Here is a 19,018-nt window from a genome sequence, read left to right on the forward strand (position 1 = left end):
CGAGATAGCAGAGCAGGGAGGCCGCATGTCCGCAGGCCGCATCATCGAAACACCGGACTGTGTTGCCGAAGGGGCCGAATGGCTGGCCCAAACCTGTCCACGCATGGCGTATGCGATGGATCAGACCGGCCCCTTGCCGCTGCGCCGCCGCCCCGATGGGTTTGCGCAATTATTGAGTGCAATTGTCAGTCAGCAAGTCAGTGTGGCTTCGGCCAATGCGATCTGGAAACGGCTTCAGGATGCCAGGTTGACCGGTCCGCGCAAGATCCTGTGGGCGACGGATGATGATCTTCGGGCCGTTGGCCTGAGCCGTCAGAAGATCCGATATGCGCGGGCTCTGGCCGAGGCACGTATCGACTATAACGCGTTGCGCGATGCAACTGACGCAGATGTCGTCGCTACTTTGACGCAAGTATCGGGAATCGGTGTCTGGACAGCCGAAATCTATGCCATGTTCTCGCTGGGTCGCGCAGATGTCATCGCACCCGGTGATCTGGCCCTGCAAGAGGCGGCGCGCATCCTCTATGACCTGCCTGAACGTCCGACAGACAAGGAATTGCGCAAAATGGCCGAGGCCTGGTCGCCCTGGCGTTCGGTTGCGGCGCGGGTTCTGTGGGCCTATTACCGGGTTGCAAAGCAAAGAGAAGGGATCAGATGACACGGGTTTTGAATGCGCTCCGGAAAGAGCCTGTTTCGGGCGACACGCGCTCGGTCGTGGTGTTCGTGCATGGCTATGGCGCAAACGGTGCCGATCTGCTGGGCTTGGCCGATCCGCTGGGCGAACACCTGCCTGACACGTTGTTCGTGGCCCCCGACGCCCCCGAGCAGATCCCCGGAATGCCCAACGGGTATCAGTGGTTCCCAATTCCGTGGATCGATGGATCTTCCGAGGAAGAGGCCCGCCGGGGCATGGAAATGGCGGTCGAGGACTTCAACGCCTTTCTGGACGCGCTGATGGTGGACGAAGATGTCCTGCCCGAACAGGTTGTTCTGTTTGGTTTCAGCCAGGGCACGATGATGAGCCTGCATGTCGCACCACGCCGGGAAGATCCCGTGGCCGGGATCGTAGCCTTTTCTGGCCGTTTGCTGGAACCCGATCTGCTGGCGGATGAAACCGTCAGCCGGATGCCTGTCTTGCTGGTGCATGGCGACGCTGATGACGTTGTCCCGCCACAATCCCTGCCGGAAGCGGCCGAAGCCTTGCAAGCTGCCGGTTTCAAAGAGGTCTATGCCCATGTCATGAAAGGCACCGGGCACGGTATCGCCCCGGATGGGCTGAGCGTTGCGCTGGCCTTCATGCGCGACAAGCTGAGTCTTTAGTGTTTGGAACCTGCGGAGCGCCCATGCGTTCCGCACCGGTTCAATCCCACAAGTGACCTTCGGCGAATTCGACCGAGTTTCCGGCCGGGTCGCGCACATACAAAGACCGTGCGCCTGCGGGCCAGTCAAACTCGGCGTCTACCGGAATATTCCAGTCCAGAAGGTGTTTGCGCATCGCCGCGATGTCCTCTCGTGACAGCACAAGACACACATGTCCGGGGCCGCGCGCGCCGTGGGGCGGAACGGGCATGTCGGGGCTGAGGGGCGGTTGTTCGGTCTGGTCGGGATTGAAAATCAGCAGGACCGATCCGCCGATGCGATAGAAAACATGGCGGTCAGCGACTCGTTGTATCCGTTCGAGCCCAAGAACTTCGCCGTAAAACTGTTCTGCCGCGTCCAGGTCATCAACATAGAGCGCCGCTTCCAGAATGGCCGAAGGGGCCGGGATGTCAGGCGTTTTCTTCATGACCCCAGTTTAGCAGATCGGGGCAGGGTCTGTCACCGTCGCGGGCGACGGTCGCGCTTGCGTTGGGGGGACGCGTTCAGTGTCGGCATTGGCAGACTGTCCCAGTGCCCGGGCTCCAGATCATCCAGGGTCCACTCTCCGATGCGGTACCGGATCAGGCGCAGCGTCGGCAGGCCCACGGCAGCAGTCATCCGGCGCACCTGTCGGTTTTTGCCTTCACGTATGGTCAGTTCAAGCCAACTGTCCGGGACTGACTTGCGTTCGCGGATCGGTGGGGTTCGGGGCCAGAGCGCCTCGGGCTCGTCGATCTGGCGGGCCTTGGCGGGGCGGGTCAGACCATCCTTCAATTCGACCCCGTTGCGAAGCGTTTTCAGGGCAGCCTCGTCGGGGGTGCCTTCGACTTGAACCCAATAGGTTTTGGCCATCTTGTGCTTTGGGTCAGAGATCTGGGATTGCAGCTTTCCATGATCCGTCAGCAGCATCAAACCTTCACTGTCACGGTCCAGCCTGCCTGCCGGATAGACGCCGGGCAGATCAATGAAATCAGACAGCGTGCTGCGTGGGCTGTCTGCGTTGGCGCGGTCGGTGAACTGCGGCAGAACATCATAAGGTTTGTTGAAGCGGATGAACCAGGACATGACCTGCGCATAGCCCGAACGGTGCCCCCGGTGCAAGCTGTGGATAACTGTCACATGCCTGTTACCGATTCGCGTTACCCCGTCTGCGACATATTGTGGAAACTCAGGGCTTGTCAGAGTTTTAACACGATATATAGTTATCAAAAGACCGGGGCGGGTGCTCCCCGCTCTGGTGTCACAAACGGGCAGCTGAGAGCGAGGAGCGATTCTGTGATGGACGGAGACTTCAGGACCGAATTTGTAAGGGAGCCGGGTGCGCTCAAACAACACCCGGCCCTGGTTTTGAACGCCGATTATCGCCCCTTGTCCTATTACCCGCTGTCACTGTGGCCCTGGCAAGAAGCGATCAAGGCCGCCTGGCTGGATCGGGTCGATATCGTGGCTGAATATGACGAGGTCGTCCGCAGCCCGAGCACCGAGATCCGAATACCCTCGGTCGTTGTTTTGAAAGACTATGTAAAACCCAGAAAGCGCGTGGCCTTCACGCGCTTTAATTTATTTCTGCGGGATGAATTCCGCTGCCAGTATTGCGGCAGCCGGGACAACCTGACCTTTGATCATGTGGTGCCGCGGGCCGCCGGTGGTGTGACCAGCTGGCAGAACGTGGTGGCCGCGTGCAGCCCGTGCAATTTGCGCAAAGGTTCAAAATCGCTGCGCCAGGCTCGGATGACCTTGCGCAAGCCACCGCGCCAACCCGATGCCGAAGCGTTGCGCAATATCGGTCGGAAATTCCCGCCGAACCACCTGCATGAAAGCTGGATCGATTTCCTGTACTGGGATGCAGAGCTGGATCAGTTCTAAGCCGGGCGGGATCTCCACGCGGCCATCCAGATCAGTACCAGAATGGCAGAAGCAATGGCGTTCCAACCTGCCATCGAGATGCCGAACATCTCCCAGGGGATATCATCGCACCGCACCAAAGGCGCGGACATGATTTGATCGAACAGATCGTCAGCGGACAGACCGCTGATGCTGCCGGATGTGCAGCTGCTTGGGCCTTCCCACCAGCCTTGTTCAACGCCGGCGTGAAATGCACCCAACGCCGATGTCGTCGCGGCCGCCGCTGCGCCCAGCAAAGGAAGAAAGGTCAGCCTTGGCAATGCCAGCGCCGCGGCGCCGATCGCGATGGCCACTGCATGTGGATAGCGCTGCCAGATGCACATCTTGCATGGCGCAAGCCCGCCGAGATGCTGAAAGCCAAAAGCGGCCAGAAGAAGGGCCAGCGATCCTAGACTTGCCACCGCGACAAGTTGCGAACGTCTCGTCATAAGTATTTCACCACCAGGAATCCGCCAAACAGGAGGATGATGAACAAAGTGAACATTAGCCCCAGGCGCTTTTCGATGAAGTCGCGTATTGGCTCACCGAATCCCCAGAGCAGGCCGGCAACCAGGAAGAACCTCAGCGCGCGGGCCAGAATCGAGGTCGCGATGAAAGTTCCAAGCGGCATGCCGGTCCAGCCGGACATAATGGTGATGACCTTGTAGGGGAAGGGGGTCACACCCGCGGCCAGAACGGCCCAGAACCCGAAGTCGTTGAACCGGGTATTGAATTCTTCCATGGCATGGGCTTTCCCCATGGATTCCAGAATGGGCTGTCCGATGCTTTCATAGAAAAACGCGCCGATCGCATAGCCCAGCATGCCACCCAGAACCGACGCCACCAGCGCCACGGTTGCGATCAGCCATGCCCGGGACGGGCGAGCCAGAATCATCGGAATCATCAACACATCCGGGGGAATCGGAAAAAACGAACTCTCGATGAAAGCCACGATGGCCAGCGCCCACAGCGCGTGAGGGTGTTCGGCCAGACGAATAGTCCAGTCATAAAGCGATCGTAACATAAAGCACTCAAATCCAGTTCCCGGTCTGAAGCCAAGCCAAACCATGCGCCTGACGGACCGTCAACAGTCGAGGGCGAAACAAATGGATTATTGGATGGTTTTTGCCTCTGGACCTTCGCTCGGATGGGCGCTAATCCAGTGTTCGTGGCCCAAGTGGCGGAATGGTAGACGCAGGGGATTCAAAATCCCCCGCCTTCACGGGCGTGAGAGTTCGAGTCTCTCCTTGGGCACCACATTCCCGACGAATTCAGAATACCGTCCGTCCTTATGGCGGGGTTCCGTGCTGGTGCCGTGATCAAGGTGCTGACCCGCAACCTTGGTCTTCATGTCTTGTTCGAGGCCTTCTGTAGCGGGCCGCAAATGCCACAACGTTCCGGGCTTGCATCAGCAGTCAGGTCATCAGGTCCCCGGCGGTGTGAATCGTGAACCGGGTTGGTATTGGGGGGCTTTTGTCAGATTCGCCCGAACGCAAAAACGTGACATGCCCTGCGTCCATGTTCGAAAACGCGGATCGCTCTTTTTCGCGCCGACTCGTGCCGGTTCATTGCATCGAGGATGAAACGGAGTGTTGGGCTTCGATTGATCGTGTGACCCCAGACTGTTCGCTGTGAACTGATGGGGAAAGTTCGTGATTTGTGCTCATATATGCGAATTGGCGCAGGTCCGACCGGTGCCGGCCTTGACATTGTGGGTATCTGAATGAAACCTCGAAAGGGTTGGGAGAAATTGGGAAATTCAAAGATTTGTAGCCGTTGCGATGCGGGCCGGTTTGTATTATCGGCACGCTTCCCTGAGCAGGTGATCAAACTTGATTTCCAACTGCCAGACAAAAAAAGTGGGAGTTAACAGATGAAAAACAGCAGCAAACTGAGCGTCGGCGCCTTCGTCACCGCAGCCCTTCTGGCTCCGGCGGCATATGCCGAAGAGTTCATTACAATCGGTACCGGCGGTGTCACCGGCGTTTACTATCCGACCGGCGGCGCGATCTGTCGTCTGGTCAACAAAGGCCGGAAAGAGCACGGCGTGCGCTGCTCGGTCGAATCGACCGGTGGTTCGGTTTACAACATCAACACCATCCGCGAAGGCGAACTGGAGTTTGGTGTGGCCCAGTCCGACTGGCAGTACCACGCCTATAACGGCACCTCGAAATTCGAAGAGGCCGGCCCGTTCGAAGGCCTGCGCGCCGTGTTCTCGGTGCACCCCGAACCCTTCACCGTCGTGGCCCGCGCCGATTCCGGCATCACCAACTTTGAAGACCTGAAGGGCAAGCGCGTCAACATCGGCAACCCCGGTTCCGGTCAGCGCGGCACCATGGAAGTCCTGCTGGGCGAAATGGGCTGGACCACCGACGATTTCGAACTGGCAACCGAGCTGAAAGCGGCTGAACAGTCAGCAGCCTTGTGCGACAACCAGATCGACGCGATGGTATACACCGTTGGCCACCCCTCGGGTTCGATTCAGGAAGCCACTACCGCATGTGACTCGGTTCTGGTGAACGTCAGCGGTGAGGCCGTGGACAAGCTGGTCAACGAAAACTCGTTCTACCGCAAGGCAACCATTCCCGGTGGCATGTACCGTGGATCCGACGAAGACACCGCGACCTTTGGTGTGGGCGCGACCTTCGTGACCTCGGCCGATGTATCGGAAGATGCGGTTTACGCGGTCGTCAGCTCGGTCTTTGAAAACTTCGATGATTTCAAAAAGCTGCACCCGGCATTTGCAAACCTGAAGCCGGAAGAGATGATTGCGGACGGCCTGTCGGCTCCGCTGCATCCGGGTGCCGAGAAGTACTACAAAGAAAAAGGCTGGATTCAGTAAACCAGACCTGACGCAGGGTGCCCAAGGGCGCCCTGCACAAAACCCGTAAGAAACGGGGTTCAGATGGCCGAAAAATGGCCGCGACGGGGAGACATTTGATGAATTCCGACACTCAATCCAATCGTCCGCTTTCCGAAGAAGAGCTTCAGGATCTGGTTGCGTCTTCTGACGCAGGAGGGCGCAATCCGGTCGGGAACGTGGGCGTTTTCCTGGCGGTCGTGGCCGCGATCTGGTCGATATTTCAAGTTGTTCTGGCTTCGCCCCTGGCGAATTATGTCTTGCCCGGAAGCGTCGTGAACAATGCACGGCAATTCCACCTGGCTTTTGCCCTGTTTCTGGCTTTTGCAGCCTATCCCGCGCTGAAATCCAGCCCGCGGGATTTCATCCCGGTTCAGGATTGGATCATGGGATTGGTGGGCGCGTTTGTCGCGCTGTACGGCTATTTCTTCTATGACAAGATCGTCAATGCGGGCGGTTTGGCCGACGACACCGACAAATGGGTTGCGTTGCTTGGCTTGATCCTGCTGTTCGAGGCCGCGCGCCGTGCGCTTGGCCCGGCCATGGCAATCATTGCGACGATATTTTTGGCCTATGTCTTCTTCGGTGCTTCAGAGTGGGTGCCTGAAGTTATCCGCTGGAAGGGCGCGAGCCTGAAAAAGGCGATGAGCCACATGTGGATCACGTCAGAAGGCGTGTTTGGTATCGCACTGGGTGTTTCCACGAAATTCGTCTTCCTGTTCGTGCTGTTCGGCGCATTGCTGGATAAAGCCGGGGCAGGGAACTATTTCATCAAGATGGCCTTTGGGGCGCTTGGCCACCTGCGCGGTGGTCCGGCCAAGGCGGCTGTCGTGGGCTCGGCTGCGACCGGCCTGATCTCGGGCTCGTCGATTGCCAACGTTGTCACCACGGGTACATTCACCATCCCACTGATGAAACGCGTCGGATTCAGCAGCGAACAAGCCGGCTCGGTCGAGGTCGCCAGTTCCGTGAACGGGCAGATCATGCCGCCGGTGATGGGGGCCGCTGCCTTCCTGATGGTGGAATATGTGGGTATTTCTTACGTTGAGGTGATCACCCACGCCTTCCTGCCAGCCGCGATTTCCTACATCGCGCTGGTCTATATTGTGCACCTTGAGGCGGTGAAGCGGAACATGCCCACGCTGGGCGACCGCGATGTGCATCTGGCGCGGACCGTGGTGGGGATGCTTGCATTCTTCCTGGTGTTTGCAGGTCTTTGCTATGGGTCACAATTCCCGGTGGATGCCGTGACAAGCTGGGTGCCGTCGGCGGCCGGTCTGGTGCTGAGCCTGATTATCTGCGCGGTATATGTTGCCCTGCTGTATCTGGCGGCCCAGGTGCCTGATTTGGAACCGGATGACCCGAACGCAAAAGAGGTTACGCTGCCGGTCATCGCCGATATCTACAAGGCAGGTCTGCATTACCTGCTGCCGATCATCGTTCTGGTCTATTTCCTGATGATTGAACAGAAGTCACCGGGCCTGTCCGCGTTCTGGGCGACATCGCTGCTGTTTGTCATCCTGCTGACGCAGAAGCCGCTGAAGGCGATGTTCCGGGGGCAGAGCAACCTGTACAACACTTTCATCGATGGTGTTGCCGACCTGTGGCAAGGGCTGATCGACGGGGCACGCAACATGATCGGCATTGCGCTTGCCACGGCAACCGCGGGCGTGATCGTGGGAACCGTCACGTTGACGGGTGTTGGTCAGGTGATGGCCGATCTGGTCGAGTTCCTGTCGGGCGGCAATCTGATCCTGATGCTGGTCATGGTCGGGCTGCTCAGCCTGATCCTGGGCATGGGCTTGCCGACAACCGCGAACTATATCGTTGTCAGCTCGTTGATGGCCGGGGTGGTTGTTGAACTGGGTGCGCAAAGCGGGCTGATCGTTCCCCTGATCGCCGTCCATCTGTTCGTTTTCTACTTCGGGATCATGGCCGACGTGACACCTCCGGTCGGGCTTGCCAGTTTTGCCGCCGCGGCTGTGTCGGGCGGTGATGCGATCAAAACCGGTTTCACGGCCTTCTTCTACAGCCTGCGCACCGTGGCGCTGCCCTTCGTCTTCATTTTCAACACCGATCTTCTGCTGATCGATGTGACATGGGTCGAAGGGATCACAGTGGCGATTTTCGCGACCATAGCGATCCTTGTCTTCACGGCAGGCACCATGGGGTATTTCCTGACCCGCAGCCGGATCTATGAAAGCATCGCGCTGATCGCCGTGGCATTCGCGCTGTTCAGGCCGGATTTCTTCATGGATCGCATCGCACCTCCATACACTTCGGTCGAGCCTGCGGCGTTTGTCGAAACCATCGGCCAAACTCCACCCGGAACCGAGGTTCGCATGGTGATCAGCGGGCCGGATTTTGATACCGGCAAGATGGTGGACACCACGGTTGTCGTGCCAGTCGGATCAGAAGAGGGCGGTGACGCGCGCGTCGATGCCATGGGGCTGCTGTTGCTCGAAGAGGATGGTCTTGTGAAACTAGATGAGCCGATGTTTGGTTCACCGGTTGCCGATGATCTGGCCAACTTTGACTATTACGGTGACGAGGCTGTGCGCCTGAGCTCGGTCAGCCTGCCGTCCAGCCAGCCTCCGAAGCAACTGGTCTATATCCCGGCGATGATCCTTCTCGGCCTTATCGCTTTCCTGCAACGCGGTCGTGCCGCAAGACAAGGAGTGCCCGCATGACACGCTCTGTTCTGTGTGCCGTTGATATCAGCAACGGCGAGATTGATGCACCGGTTCTGAAAAAAGCAGCCGCGCTGGCGGATATGGAAGGGGCGCAACTTGACGTGGTGACGGTGCTGCCCGATTTCGGGGAAAGCTGGGTGTCGGGGTTTTTTGAATCCGGTTTTCACGACAAGGCGTTGGAGGAAGCGCAGGCCAAGCTGACGGCGCTGTGCGTATCGACCCTGGGGGCCGAGCGCAATGAAACCATCCGCCATGTGGTTGCGACAGGAACAGCTTATCAGGAGATTTTGAAGACGGCCGAAAGTGCCGGCTCTGATTTGATCGTAATCGGAGCCCACAAGCCGGATTTGAAGGATTACCTGCTGGGCCCGAATGCGGCACGTGTGGTGCGACATTCCAACGTCTCGGTCTACGTGGTGCGCTGACGCGAAAAGCAGATCCAGTACGCAAATGTGTTGAAACGCCGACGGCAGTCCGCTGCCGTCGGATCATTCAGGAAGCATTTGTGCGGCAGCTGTTTCAGTAGCCTGTCATTTCCAGATAACCAACGCCTTCGTGGCTGCCAGTGACTGTAACCGGGCCTTCCCAGTATTCGAAACGCGTCCCCATCCAGGCATCTGGCGTCAGGGCGGATACCTTGACGTCGATGCCTCGGTCCGCAAGCACGACGCGCCATTGCGTCGGGACGTCGCGGCCTGCCACCTGATCGGTCGCAAGCGGCTCTAGCCTGACGGATCCGTCGGGGATGGCATCGGTGCTGCCGTCTGAATTGATCCATGTGGCCGACGTGAAATCGCCGCGACCACCGCGCAGGCGAAAGGCCATCAGTTTGTCTCCGCCTTCGAAGCTGAGCGAAAACCAGTCCCAGCCGGTTTGATCCTCGGCCAGGGGTTGCGATGACCATTCCCGGTCCAGCCAGCCCTGACCAGTGACGCGCATATCGCCGTCCGGCAGGTGCAGTATGCCTTCAACTGAATAGAAGGGTTGTGAATAGTAATAGCTGGCTTGCCCGTCGGCGGATTTGACGGAATAGCCCGCTTGGCCATGAAACACCAACGGGCCTTGTGCGCTCAGCGCAAGATCATACCCGAAATCAGCCCCGTTTGCCGTCAGGGTCAGGGTGTCCATGTCCGGTCCGGCCATGCGCCATTCGTCGATCCAGGCTTCGAACGGTTGTACCGCAACACCTGCCTGTCCGATCCCCCCACGCGACAGGCGTTCGGCAAAATAGTGGGTGTCAGGCGTGGTGACAGCCGCATGGCCCATCCAGATCTGCGGGCTTTGCCATCCATCTGTTTCAAATGGCTTCAGGGCCGACCGGAAAAGGGTCCATTGGATGCCATAGTCACGCCCGTCCTCGCCTTTGAGGTTGGCCGTCAGATACCACCATTCGATCCGATAGGCGGGATGTGGCCCGTGGTCTTTGGGAAAGTCGAACTCGATCCCCGACTGCGGAATCTCGAATCCTTCGGCTGATCCTCCAAGGCCAGCATAGCCCTGCGCCCACAGCGGCGATGGGCACAAAAACACAAGAGCGGCCAAAAGGGCTTTAACGTTCATTGGCGAACACCTTCAGCAGATCGGCAGGGGGCAGACGCACCATGCGCAGCGCGGGCAGGGCCGCGGCAACCAGGGCGGCCAGCAGGGTCAACAGGAACAGCCACAACCAATCCCAGGGAAACACGAACATCGGCAATCGCCAGCCAAAGGCCTGTACGTTGATCACTGCCAACAGAACCCAGGCGAGGATCAGACCAAGCGGCAACGCCAGACACGCGGTCAGAGCCGCGAGCAGCACGCTGCGCAGCAGTTCCAGCCGCGCCAGTTGCGCCCGGTTCAGCCCCAGTGCCCAAACCGGAGCAATCTGAGGCAAGCGCTGGGTCCACAGGGTCAGCAGGCTGGTAAGTATGGCAAATCCCGCCACGCCGAGGGTCAGAACGTTGAGTGCCGAGGTCACGACAAAGGTCTTTTCGAAGATTGCCAATGATTGCGCCTTCATGGCGGCCTGCTGAACCACGGCCTGACGCGGCAGGGCGAACCGCTCGCGCAAGGTTTGCGCCATTTCAGTCGCCTGTTCGGGGTTCAAACGGATGCCAAACCGTCGGGTCTCTGCCCCCGGCGCGATGCGGTCAAGCTGGGCCATCGAGACAATGGCTTGCCCGGTCGGGTTTCCGTAATCCGAATACACCCCGGCTATGGCCAACGCATGATCCGGGGACAGTGTCAGCGTATCTCCGGGCCAGAGGTTCGCGCGCCGTGCCAGTTGTTCGTTGATCAGAACCGCGTCTCCGGCCATGACGTCGTCCCATACGGTCGCGGTTGCCGATATCAACGGCCAGTGTTGCCGATAGACCGGATCGTCAATGACCCCGTACAGAAACAGGGGGCCCGTTTCATGTGGCAGTTCCATGTTGCGAATTGGAAGGATGGCCTTGACCTGTGGCCGCAGCCAATCCGTGATCTCGCGCCCCTGTTCTTCGTCACGGACGGTCAGATAGAGTTCTGAAGTCAGGCGTTGGTCCAGCCAGCCGACAAAGGTCAGCCGGAAACTTGAAACCATCGTGCCCACACCGATATTTGCCGCAAGCGCAAGCAACAGGGCCATCAGGGCAAGCGACAGCCCGGGCAATTGGGCGCGCATGTCGGCCCAGACCCACTGCGCGACGGCACCACGGGACCTGTTGCCAAAGACGGAAAGCGCAAAGGTCAGAAGCGCCGGCAACAAAAGCGCGGCACCGGTCAGCAATCCGGCCAACAGCACGAAACCGGCAACCAGCCCACCGATGCCGAGATAGGCGATGGTACCGCCGAAGATCAGGGCCAAGCCGAGCAAACCGGTCACAAGGCGTGTCCGAGCATTGCCCTGCCAGGCTTGCACTCCGGGCCCCGCCAGCAGAGGCATACGAGACAATCGCCACAGCGCATGGCCACTGGCAAACAAGGTGCCGCAGACAGCCATTGCCATCCCGGCAAACACCCAATGGGGGTGCAATGTCAGCTGTCCGGTCACGGGCGCACCATACAGGCCGCGAAGGGTTGCTGCGACATCGGGCAACAACGCTCCGGCCAGAAAGAACCCAAGAAGCAGACCCATGGTTCCACCGATCAGGGCCAGCCCCGTCAGTTCGGTCAGGATCAGGAAGACCAGCCGCCGCATCGAAACACCCAGCGCTCGCAGGGTACGGATCATGCCTCGGCGTTGGGCAAAAGCCAGCCCGACAGTGCCGTTCACGATGAACAGGCCAACGGCAAAGGACAACAGGCCAAAAGCCGACAGATTCAGGTGAAAACTGTCTGTCAGCCGTGCAGTATCGACTTGCGAGGATGGGCTGGCGCGCTCCAGTTCGGGCGCGATTTCGGCCAGGGGGGGGCGATCACGCGGCTGATCCGGCAAAACAATGAGGCGCGAGATGAAACCGGTTTGGTTCAGCAGGGCTTCGGCTGTGCCGATATCCGTCAGGATAACGTCTGGTGGCAGCGCCGTGGTGAGTGAAAACGGCGGAAGGTTGTCCTGGTCGCGCAACAGCGGCGCGAGTTCTTCCGCGACCAGAAGCCGCCCCGGAGCGGTCAGCATGTCCGCCGGCTCAGTCGGCGCGGTGCTTTGGTCAGCTTCGGTAACGGCTGGCAGGGCCGGGTAGGCGACCATGTCCACACCCATCAGACGCAAAGTGCGGCCTGCGATCCGATAGGGGCCCTCCAGAACGGCCGCCACCTGCCAGCCAGCACGACGCAGATCGACGTAACGCGAGACCGGGATCAGACCGGATGGATCGCGCAACTCGTCGAACTGGCCAAGGGCGAGTTGCGCGTTGGCCCGGGCATAGCTGGCACGTGCTTCGGCATTGATGGCCTGAACCGCGGACCAGAGACCCGTGGCCAACGCGATGCCTGTCAAAAGCGTTGCAAGCTGCAACCAGTGCACCCGCCAATGTGACATCAAAGCCTGAATGACGGCAGCTGTCATTGGATACGACCACCGCAGAGCTGGAGGCTTCGATCCAGTCGGGCCGCAATCTGTTGGGAATGCGTGACCAACAGAAGCGCTGCGCCGGTATCGGCCACAAGTGCCAGCATCAGATCCAGTACTGTTGCACTGGCGGTTTCATCCAGATTGCCCGTGGGCTCATCCGCCAGCAGCAGTTTCGGGCGCGCAGCCATCGCACGGCCAATCGCGACCCGCTGCTGTTGCCCGCCGGACAGGTTTTCGGGAAATCGGTCCAAAAGATCGGACAGGCCCAAGCGTTCGGTCAGATGCGCGGTCCAACCGGAATCCTCGACGCCGGCAAGGCGGGCGTGAAAGGAAAGGTTCTGCGCAACGGTCAGCGAAGGGATCAGATTGAACTGCTGAAACACCAGCGAGACCTGCCTGCGCCGCAACTCGGCCCGCCCGGCATCGTCCAAAGGGGACAGAGGCGTACCGTTCAGAGTGATTTCACCGCCGTCAAAACAATCGAGCGCAGCGGCAAGGTTCAGCAGAGTGCTTTTGCCACTGCCGCTTTCTCCGGTCAGGGTCAGAGTTTGCCCGTGATCAAGGGTCAGCGACACGTCGCGCAGAACCGGGCGCCCGCCGGGATAGGTTTTCTGAACACGGTCGATGGTCAACAGCATGATCTGGCCTTTTTTCTTCCAAGGATGTGCGACGGAATTCCAAACTGTCCAGTGCGGACCGGTACCCGGTTCCATTCGCCGCAGGCTTTTGGCACGATCGCCGGGGTTGTGCCCCGCACCTCAAAGGGCCATTCTGCCCGGACGGTCCACTGTCGTAAATCAGGATGAAAAACATGACGTTGCTGCATCAGATCATATGGGGCAGTACATTTCTGGCGCTCTGCTTCTTGGTCGAGATTCTTTTGTTAACCTGGTGTACCGTTGCGATCATCAAGTGGGATGAAAGATGGTCCGCCAAGGGGGTGTTCTTTGGAACGGCAACACCAATCGCGGTATCTTTGGCGTTTATCGTCGCCACGCATACGATTCAGGTCTGGATCTGGGCCATCGTATGGGTGTTGCTTGAGGTTCTGCCGGATTGGAACTCGGCCATCTATTTCTCACTGGTGACGTTCACGACTCTGGGATACGGCGATATCGTTTTGGGCGAAGGATTGCGTATCTTCGGGTCTTTTGCCGCGGTTGCCGGTCTGCTGGCCTTTGGTCTGTCGACCGCTTATCTGGTGGCGATGATGACGCGCGTCTTTCAAGAGAAATTCTTTTCCTAGAGGATAGGCGCAAACAGCCGCGCCAAGGGGGCGCCAAACCGGATATGCGCGGGTTGCTGGGCCAGACGGCGCGTCAACTCATAGCTCGCCTCGAAATCCGCGCGCAGCATCTGATCAACAGCCAAGGCTGCGCGGGCATCGAAAAACAGGGCCATCGCCTCGAAGTTCAGCCGGAAGGACCGGTTGTCCAGATTGGTCGTGCCGACCGCGGCCAGCGTGTCGTCAACCACCAGCACCTTCTGGTGCATGAATCCATCCGTATATCGGAACACACGCACGCCGCAGTCGCGGATTTCGTCGAAATAGGCAAAAGCGGCCAGCCAGGGTAGCCGATGGTCGATCACATCCGGGACAAGGATGCGCACGTCCACCCCGCGCATCGCTGCATGTTGCAGGGCGGTCATGACGTCGATGTCGGGCACGAAATAGGGCGATGCGATCCACAGTCTTTCTTTCGCCTCGGCGATTGCCGAAAAGAACATCATGGCGCCGGTTTCGGTTTCGTCTCCGGGTCCGGTCGCCACCAATAGGGCATTCATGTCTTGCTCGGCCACGCTGCCTGCCCAGTCGAGATCATCAATCAGGTCTTCATCGCGGGCCCAGTGCCAGTCTTCGGTGAAGATGAGCTGCAATTGCCGGACGATGTGTCCGGTCATCTTGATATGCGTGTCACGCCAATGGCCGAAATGCGGGTCTTCTCCCAGATATTCAACGCCCACGTTGTGACCGCCGATAAAACCTGTTTCACCGTCGATAACGACAGTCTTTCGGTGGTTTCGGTAATTCAGCTGAAACCGGAAATTCGGGCCGCGTTGACGGCGAGGGTCGGCCACGTCAATTCCCGCATCGCGCATCGTGTCCAGGTAGGTGCTTGGCAACCCATAGCTGCCGACAGCATCGATCATGAAACGGACATGCACCCCACGTTTCGCGGCCTCGATCAGCTTGGTCTGAAGCTTGCGGCCCAGCGCGTCGTCTCGGACGATGTAGAACTGGATCAGGATATAGTTTCTGGCCTCGTCCAACGCCTCGAAAATGGCATCAAACGTTGCCTGACCATCAATCAGAAGCTGAGCGCCATTGCCACTGGAGACCGGAAGGTGAGCCAGAAACTCGAATGGTCGTGGATTGATCGACATCGTGGTCGGATCAGGTCTGGAATAGTCGGCAAAGGTCTTGATTCCTTCGACGACCCGTTCGCTTTGCTGGCGCGCGATGCGATAGCCGTGAAACCTGTGGTGCCCCAGAAACAGGTACATCGGCACCGCAAAAACCGGTGCCGATACCAAAAAGACCACCCAGCCAACGGCTCCTTGCGGCGTGCGCGCGGTTTGTGCAGCGCGCACCGAAAACACAATTGCGATTGCATAGAGCAAAAAAACAAAGGTGGAAACCAGCAATGTCCACATGGGCGGTAAGTCTTTCGGGTCGTTCAGTTTCCTCCAGTGTAGACCCGCGACCAGTCTTTCGCCATATCGACGATGACCCAGCCTTTGTCCGGCCCCTGATCCAGACCGTCAACCAACCGTCCGATCGGGCTTTCCCGATCATAGGCCCATTCCCGCTCGGCATCGGTATGGTGGATCAGAACACCCAGCCGTGGCCCATTGCCCGAGGTTGTCCAATCCAGCATGGCGAAATCGCCGTCTGAGTTTCCGGCGGCCAGAATGGGGCGTTTGCCGATTGTGCGTTCGATGTTGATGGGTTTGCCTTCCTTGTCGTCGATGAAGGCAATCCCGGGGGCCTTGATGACGGTCGGAACGCCATCGACATCTTCGAAAGTCGAGTTTCCATAGGTGCCCAGAATCTGTTCCGGCGGAATGCCATAGGCTTGTTCCGCAAAGACCCGCATGAAGTGAATACCGCCACCCGAGACAATATAGGTCTTGAACCCTTCGTCCCGCAGATAGCGCAACAGCTCGACCATGGGCTGATAGGTCATCTGGTCATAAGGCAATCCGGTGTCCGGGTGTCGCGCTTCGGCCAGCCATTCCGCGACTGCGGCCTGAAACGCCTCGACAGTCGTCCCGGAATGTGACGCGTTGACAACTTCGATCAACGCATCGTGACCGCCTTGAAGAACCGTCGCAAGATCACCTTCGGCAGCGGCTTTCAAAGCAGGTGTGGACAGGATCGAAGGATCTTGTTCGGCCAGTTCAGAAAGCCGATCCATGGCGAAAATGAACTGGAAATACACCGGCTGTTCAGCCCAGAGCGTACCGTCATTGTCAAATACCGCGATCCGGGCTGCCGGGGTTACGTAGCTTTTGTTTTCAGGGTCTGTCACCGCCTCGACAAAGTCAACGATATGGTCCCGCGATTCCGTGTCCGCCCATGAGGGCAGCGGATCTGCGGATGCCGTGAAGCTCGCAAGTCCGCTCAGTACAACTGCAACAGCCAAGGCTAGGGGCTCTCTTGTCATGGCCTAATTCCTTCGACGCATGTTTCGGTAAGAAATACCGTGGATAAAACAAAAAACCCGCAGCGCCGATCAGGTGCTGCGGGTTCAGGTGTCGCGATTTTACTTGGAGCCGACCTGACTGAAGATCTTGTCCTTGGCGTCGCCAATCGTAAAGCTGCCCGGCTTCTGACGCGGCGGGAACTCTTCGAATGTTTCCAGGAACTGGCCCACATATTCTGCCGCAGGCAGCAGTAGGTAAACACGGTCGATATACCAATCCCAATAGGTGTTGGAAGTGACATTGGACCGTTCGTACGGATCGCGGCGCAGGTTGAAGAGCAACGGAATACGCAGTTCGGTCCAGGGCTCTGCCCAAGCACGCAAAGTCTGCGGATAGCGGTGCTCAAGAAACACTGCCTTCCAGTCATCGTAACGCAACGCAGTCAGATCACCATCGTCGGAGAAGTAGAAAATCTCGTGACGTGGGCCTTCATCTGTTTCACCCGTCAGGTACGGCAGGAAGTTGTATCCATCCAAATGCACTTTGTAGTCGCGTCCGCCGCCAACTTCGGCCACGGTGATCCCTTCAAGCAGCTGTTCCTTGATGTTCGGATTACCTGCAACCGCCAAATAGGTCGGCAACCAGTCCATGTGATGCATGATCTCGTTGCTGACCGAGCCGGCGTCGATTTTGCCGGGCCAGCGTACCATTGACGGAACACGCCAACCACCTTCGTAGTTTGTGTTCTTTTCCCCTCGGAACGGTGTCATCGCCGCATCCGGCCAAGTGTTCATGTGCGGGCCGTTGTCGGTGGAATAATGAACGATCGTGTTGTCCGCGATCCCCAGTTCATCCAGCAGGGCAAGGAATTGGCCGACATGCATGTCATGCTCGATCATCCCTGCTTGGTATTCATCCATATGCTTGCCGGCGATTTCGTCGGCTTTCGTGCGCATTTCGTCTTTGACATGAGTACGGAAGTGCATTCTGGTGCCGGACCACCAAACAAACCACGGAACACCTTCTTCCGTTTTGCGCGTGATGAAGTCGAGCGCGGCCGCAACCGTTTCGTCATCCACCGTTTCCATGCGCTTTTTGGTCAGTGGGCCGGTGTCTTCGATCATTCCGTCAGCACTGGATTTTATGACCCCGCGCGGACCGAACCGTTCGCGGAATTCCGGGCTTTGCGGGTAGTCTTCGTTTTCAGGCTCTTCCTCGGCGTTCAGGTGGTAGAGATTTCCGAAAAACTCATCAAACCCATGATTGGTCGGCAACATTTCGTCCCGATCGCCCAAGTGGTTCTTTCCAAACTGACCGGTTGCATAGCCTTGAGCTTTTAGTAGGCCGGCAATCGTTGGATCTTCAACTTGCATGCCCTCTTTCGCGCCCGGCAAACCAACTTTGGACAATCCGGTGCGGAACACAGACTGGCCCATGATGAACGAGGACCGACCAGCCGTACAGGATTGTTCACCGTAGTAGTCGGTAAAGATCATGCCTTCCTTGGCAACCCTGTCGATATTGGGGGTTTGATATCCCATCAGGCCCATGGTGTAGGCAGAGATGTTGGATTGACCGATGTCGTCGCCCCATATCACAAGAATATTGGGTTTTTGATCCTGCGCCCAGGCGGGCACGGCAAGGGCGACAGTAACGGTCGCCACGGCGAACCGGCGCAGTGTTCTGCGCCAATTGTCTGCAATCATTCGTGGAGATGACATGAAGTGCTCCTGATCAGTCGGGTCTTAACGACCCGGAAAAGAAAAATAAATTTGAAGCCGCGAGCCTATACTTTGAAGCTGCAAGCAAGTTGTTGATTGCCCGCACAAAAAACAGATACTTGTTCGAGCAGTGAACACAGTTATTTTAAGCGATGAAACGTATCGAAAACTTATCATATGATTATTTTGAAAGATACAAATGTTTGATTCTGATGAGGATATGCGGATTCTGACCCAAACCGAATGGTTTGGCGCGCGCGATTCAAGGTTTCAGAATGATCTAATGACCGTCGCAGTTCACAGAACCTTCGATTCCGGAGAAACCCTTTACCACCACGGCGATCAGGCCAATGGTATTTTCGCGGTGCTTTCAGGCGCGCTTCAGATCACCGCACCTGCCGATGACGGACAGGAATTCGTCTTGCATCAGGATGGATCGGGTTTTTGGATCGGGGATCTTGCGCTTTTCTCCGGGGCGAAACGGCTGGTCAGCGTCGTGACAACGCAAAAGACCCGCACGTTGTTTTTTCCCGGTTCCCGCGTGGCAAGATTGGTTCGGAAAAACCCGGAATACATCCGTGATTTCTATGCGTTGACGCATGAAAACATGAAGACCGCACTGCGCATCATGGCCAACCTTGCGGTTACGGGGTCTGAAAAGCGTCTGGTGCTGCGCCTGTTGCATCTTGATGAAGGCACCTTGAAATCGGATGGGTGGATTGTCGTGTCTCAGGAAGAGCTTGCTGAAATGGTTGCGGTATCTCAGCCGACGTTGCACCGGCATCTGCACCACCTGGCGGATCTGGGCCTCGTGGAATTGGGCTATGGCCGGCTACGGTTGATCGATCGGCGCAAGCTGATCAGCAACTGTCAAAGTTGAAAT

The 19,018-nt window shown here is 58.2% G+C and carries 18 protein-coding genes and 1 tRNA gene; 9 read left to right on the forward strand and 10 right to left on the reverse strand.

Annotated elements, in window-relative coordinates; genetic code table 11:
• The first annotated feature begins 25 nt into the window (after positions 1 to 25).
• Together AC2FFD_RS19220 and AC2FFD_RS19225 are read left to right on the forward strand one after the other, a co-directional pair.
• Entirely contained in the window at positions 26 to 658 is a 633-nt protein-coding gene (locus tag AC2FFD_RS19220; RefSeq protein ID WP_496873864.1) for a DNA-3-methyladenine glycosylase family protein, read from the forward strand.
• The gene (locus AC2FFD_RS19225; protein WP_170344169.1) at positions 655 to 1,320 is read left to right on the forward strand and encodes an alpha/beta hydrolase; all 666 of its coding nucleotides are present in this window, start codon (positions 655 to 657) and stop codon (positions 1,318 to 1,320) included. The genes AC2FFD_RS19220 and AC2FFD_RS19225 overlap by 4 nt, the downstream gene beginning before the upstream one ends.
• Positions 1,321 to 1,360: 40 nt before the next feature.
• Here AC2FFD_RS19225 and AC2FFD_RS19230 read toward each other — a convergent pair whose 3' ends face one another.
• Both AC2FFD_RS19230 and AC2FFD_RS19235 read right to left on the reverse strand, forming a co-directional pair.
• Positions 1,361 to 1,786, reverse strand: a complete 426-nt coding sequence (locus AC2FFD_RS19230; protein WP_496873865.1) for a VOC family protein — start codon at positions 1,784 to 1,786, stop codon at positions 1,361 to 1,363.
• A 32-nt stretch (positions 1,787 to 1,818) separates the two neighbouring features.
• A complete protein-coding gene (locus tag AC2FFD_RS19235) occupies positions 1,819 to 2,424 on the reverse strand; it encodes an rRNA large subunit pseudouridine synthase E (protein ID WP_496873890.1) in 606 nt (201 codons plus the stop codon).
• A 213-nt stretch (positions 2,425 to 2,637) separates the two neighbouring features.
• Here AC2FFD_RS19235 and AC2FFD_RS19240 point away from each other — a divergent pair, with 213 nt between their 5' ends.
• Positions 2,638 to 3,225, forward strand: a complete 588-nt coding sequence (locus AC2FFD_RS19240; RefSeq protein ID WP_170344171.1) for an HNH endonuclease — start codon at positions 2,638 to 2,640, stop codon at positions 3,223 to 3,225.
• Here the strand turns inward: AC2FFD_RS19240 and AC2FFD_RS19245 are convergent.
• Both AC2FFD_RS19245 and AC2FFD_RS19250 read right to left on the reverse strand, forming a co-directional pair.
• Positions 3,222 to 3,692, reverse strand: coding sequence for a disulfide bond formation protein B (locus AC2FFD_RS19245; RefSeq protein ID WP_496873866.1), 471 nt, complete (start codon positions 3,690 to 3,692; stop codon positions 3,222 to 3,224). The genes AC2FFD_RS19240 and AC2FFD_RS19245 overlap by 4 nt on opposite strands.
• A complete protein-coding gene (locus AC2FFD_RS19250) occupies positions 3,689 to 4,267 on the reverse strand; it encodes a YqaA family protein (RefSeq protein ID WP_152458071.1) in 579 nt (192 codons plus the stop codon). Before AC2FFD_RS19250 ends, AC2FFD_RS19245 begins: the two co-directional genes overlap by 4 nt.
• A gap of 147 nt (positions 4,268 to 4,414) precedes the next feature.
• On the opposite strand from AC2FFD_RS19250, the gene AC2FFD_RS19255 reads away from it, so the two are divergent.
• The 4 genes from AC2FFD_RS19255 (at position 4,415) to AC2FFD_RS19270 (ending at position 9,221) form a co-directional block, all read left to right on the forward strand.
• Positions 4,415 to 4,500, forward strand: a tRNA-Leu gene (locus AC2FFD_RS19255).
• Between the two features lie 616 nt (positions 4,501 to 5,116).
• The gene (locus AC2FFD_RS19260) at positions 5,117 to 6,085 is read left to right on the forward strand and encodes a TAXI family TRAP transporter solute-binding subunit (protein ID WP_170344173.1); all 969 of its coding nucleotides are present in this window, start codon (positions 5,117 to 5,119) and stop codon (positions 6,083 to 6,085) included.
• A 98-nt stretch (positions 6,086 to 6,183) separates the two neighbouring features.
• Complete coding sequence (locus tag AC2FFD_RS19265; protein WP_170344174.1) at positions 6,184 to 8,793, forward strand: TRAP transporter permease; 2,610 nt, start codon at positions 6,184 to 6,186, stop codon at positions 8,791 to 8,793.
• On the forward strand, positions 8,790 to 9,221 hold the full coding sequence (locus AC2FFD_RS19270; RefSeq protein ID WP_170344175.1) for a universal stress protein: 432 nt from the start codon (positions 8,790 to 8,792) through the stop codon (positions 9,219 to 9,221). The genes AC2FFD_RS19265 and AC2FFD_RS19270 overlap by 4 nt, the downstream gene beginning before the upstream one ends.
• Before the next feature lie 94 nt (positions 9,222 to 9,315).
• Here AC2FFD_RS19270 and AC2FFD_RS19275 read toward each other — a convergent pair whose 3' ends face one another.
• From AC2FFD_RS19275 to AC2FFD_RS19285, 3 genes are read right to left on the reverse strand one after another with little or no spacing between them, the layout of a single operon-like run.
• On the reverse strand, positions 9,316 to 10,356 hold the full coding sequence (locus AC2FFD_RS19275; protein ID WP_496873867.1) for a lipocalin-like domain-containing protein: 1,041 nt from the start codon (positions 10,354 to 10,356) through the stop codon (positions 9,316 to 9,318).
• Complete coding sequence (locus AC2FFD_RS19280; protein ID WP_496873868.1) at positions 10,346 to 12,760, reverse strand: ABC transporter permease; 2,415 nt, start codon at positions 12,758 to 12,760, stop codon at positions 10,346 to 10,348. Before AC2FFD_RS19280 ends, AC2FFD_RS19275 begins: the two co-directional genes overlap by 11 nt.
• Positions 12,757 to 13,404 carry an ABC transporter ATP-binding protein gene (locus AC2FFD_RS19285; protein WP_496873869.1) on the reverse strand — a complete coding sequence of 216 codons (648 nt, stop codon included), beginning with the start codon at positions 13,402 to 13,404 and terminating at the stop codon, positions 12,757 to 12,759. Before AC2FFD_RS19285 ends, AC2FFD_RS19280 begins: the two co-directional genes overlap by 4 nt.
• 173 nt (positions 13,405 to 13,577) lie before the next feature.
• On the opposite strand from AC2FFD_RS19285, the gene AC2FFD_RS19290 reads away from it, so the two are divergent.
• Complete coding sequence (locus AC2FFD_RS19290; protein ID WP_257600783.1) at positions 13,578 to 14,012, forward strand: ion channel; 435 nt, start codon at positions 13,578 to 13,580, stop codon at positions 14,010 to 14,012.
• On the opposite strand, the gene cls is transcribed toward AC2FFD_RS19290, so the two are convergent.
• The 3 genes from cls to AC2FFD_RS19305 all read right to left on the reverse strand — a co-directional run bounded on the left by cls (position 14,009) and on the right by AC2FFD_RS19305 (position 18,135).
• Entirely contained in the window at positions 14,009 to 15,421 is a 1,413-nt protein-coding gene (gene cls / locus AC2FFD_RS19295; protein ID WP_496873870.1) for a cardiolipin synthase, read from the reverse strand. The genes AC2FFD_RS19290 and cls overlap by 4 nt on opposite strands.
• 23 nt (positions 15,422 to 15,444) lie before the next feature.
• On the reverse strand, positions 15,445 to 16,434 hold the full coding sequence (locus AC2FFD_RS19300; protein ID WP_257600781.1) for an HAD family hydrolase: 990 nt from the start codon (positions 16,432 to 16,434) through the stop codon (positions 15,445 to 15,447).
• A gap of 99 nt (positions 16,435 to 16,533) precedes the next feature.
• On the reverse strand, positions 16,534 to 18,135 hold the full coding sequence (locus tag AC2FFD_RS19305; protein ID WP_496873871.1) for an arylsulfatase: 1,602 nt from the start codon (positions 18,133 to 18,135) through the stop codon (positions 16,534 to 16,536).
• A gap of 199 nt (positions 18,136 to 18,334) precedes the next feature.
• On the opposite strand from AC2FFD_RS19305, the gene AC2FFD_RS19310 reads away from it, so the two are divergent.
• Positions 18,335 to 19,015: a Crp/Fnr family transcriptional regulator gene (locus AC2FFD_RS19310; protein ID WP_496873872.1), complete on the forward strand. Its 681-nt coding sequence runs from the start codon at positions 18,335 to 18,337 to the stop codon at positions 19,013 to 19,015.
• Positions 19,016 to 19,018 lie beyond the last annotated feature (3 nt).

The sequence above is a fragment of the Ruegeria sp. YTSC002 genome, assembly GCF_059609845.1.

Coding starts and splice junctions, on each gene's coding strand:
- AC2FFD_RS19290 (WP_257600783.1), top strand. CDS start 13,578: ATGACGTTGCTGCATCAGATCATATGGGGCAGTACATTTCTGGCGCTC.
- cls (WP_496873870.1), bottom strand. CDS start 15,421: ATGTGGACATTGCTGGTTTCCACCTTTGTTTTTTTGCTCTATGCAATC.
- AC2FFD_RS19270 (WP_170344175.1), top strand. CDS start 8,790: ATGACACGCTCTGTTCTGTGTGCCGTTGATATCAGCAACGGCGAGATT.
- AC2FFD_RS19260 (WP_170344173.1), top strand. CDS start 5,117: ATGAAAAACAGCAGCAAACTGAGCGTCGGCGCCTTCGTCACCGCAGCC.
- AC2FFD_RS19250 (WP_152458071.1), bottom strand. CDS start 4,267: ATGTTACGATCGCTTTATGACTGGACTATTCGTCTGGCCGAACACCCT.
- AC2FFD_RS19300 (WP_257600781.1), bottom strand. CDS start 16,434: ATGACAAGAGAGCCCCTAGCCTTGGCTGTTGCAGTTGTACTGAGCGGA.
- AC2FFD_RS19310 (WP_496873872.1), top strand. CDS start 18,335: ATGTTTGATTCTGATGAGGATATGCGGATTCTGACCCAAACCGAATGG.
- AC2FFD_RS19220 (WP_496873864.1), top strand. CDS start 26: ATGTCCGCAGGCCGCATCATCGAAACACCGGACTGTGTTGCCGAAGGG.
- AC2FFD_RS19265 (WP_170344174.1), top strand. CDS start 6,184: ATGAATTCCGACACTCAATCCAATCGTCCGCTTTCCGAAGAAGAGCTT.
- AC2FFD_RS19235 (WP_496873890.1), bottom strand. CDS start 2,424: ATGTCCTGGTTCATCCGCTTCAACAAACCTTATGATGTTCTGCCGCAG.
- AC2FFD_RS19285 (WP_496873869.1), bottom strand. CDS start 13,404: ATGCTGTTGACCATCGACCGTGTTCAGAAAACCTATCCCGGCGGGCGC.
- AC2FFD_RS19240 (WP_170344171.1), top strand. CDS start 2,638: ATGGACGGAGACTTCAGGACCGAATTTGTAAGGGAGCCGGGTGCGCTC.
- AC2FFD_RS19230 (WP_496873865.1), bottom strand. CDS start 1,786: ATGAAGAAAACGCCTGACATCCCGGCCCCTTCGGCCATTCTGGAAGCG.
- AC2FFD_RS19305 (WP_496873871.1), bottom strand. CDS start 18,135: ATGTCATCTCCACGAATGATTGCAGACAATTGGCGCAGAACACTGCGC.
- AC2FFD_RS19225 (WP_170344169.1), top strand. CDS start 655: ATGACACGGGTTTTGAATGCGCTCCGGAAAGAGCCTGTTTCGGGCGAC.
- AC2FFD_RS19280 (WP_496873868.1), bottom strand. CDS start 12,760: ATGACAGCTGCCGTCATTCAGGCTTTGATGTCACATTGGCGGGTGCAC.
- AC2FFD_RS19275 (WP_496873867.1), bottom strand. CDS start 10,356: ATGAACGTTAAAGCCCTTTTGGCCGCTCTTGTGTTTTTGTGCCCATCG.
- AC2FFD_RS19245 (WP_496873866.1), bottom strand. CDS start 3,692: ATGACGAGACGTTCGCAACTTGTCGCGGTGGCAAGTCTAGGATCGCTG.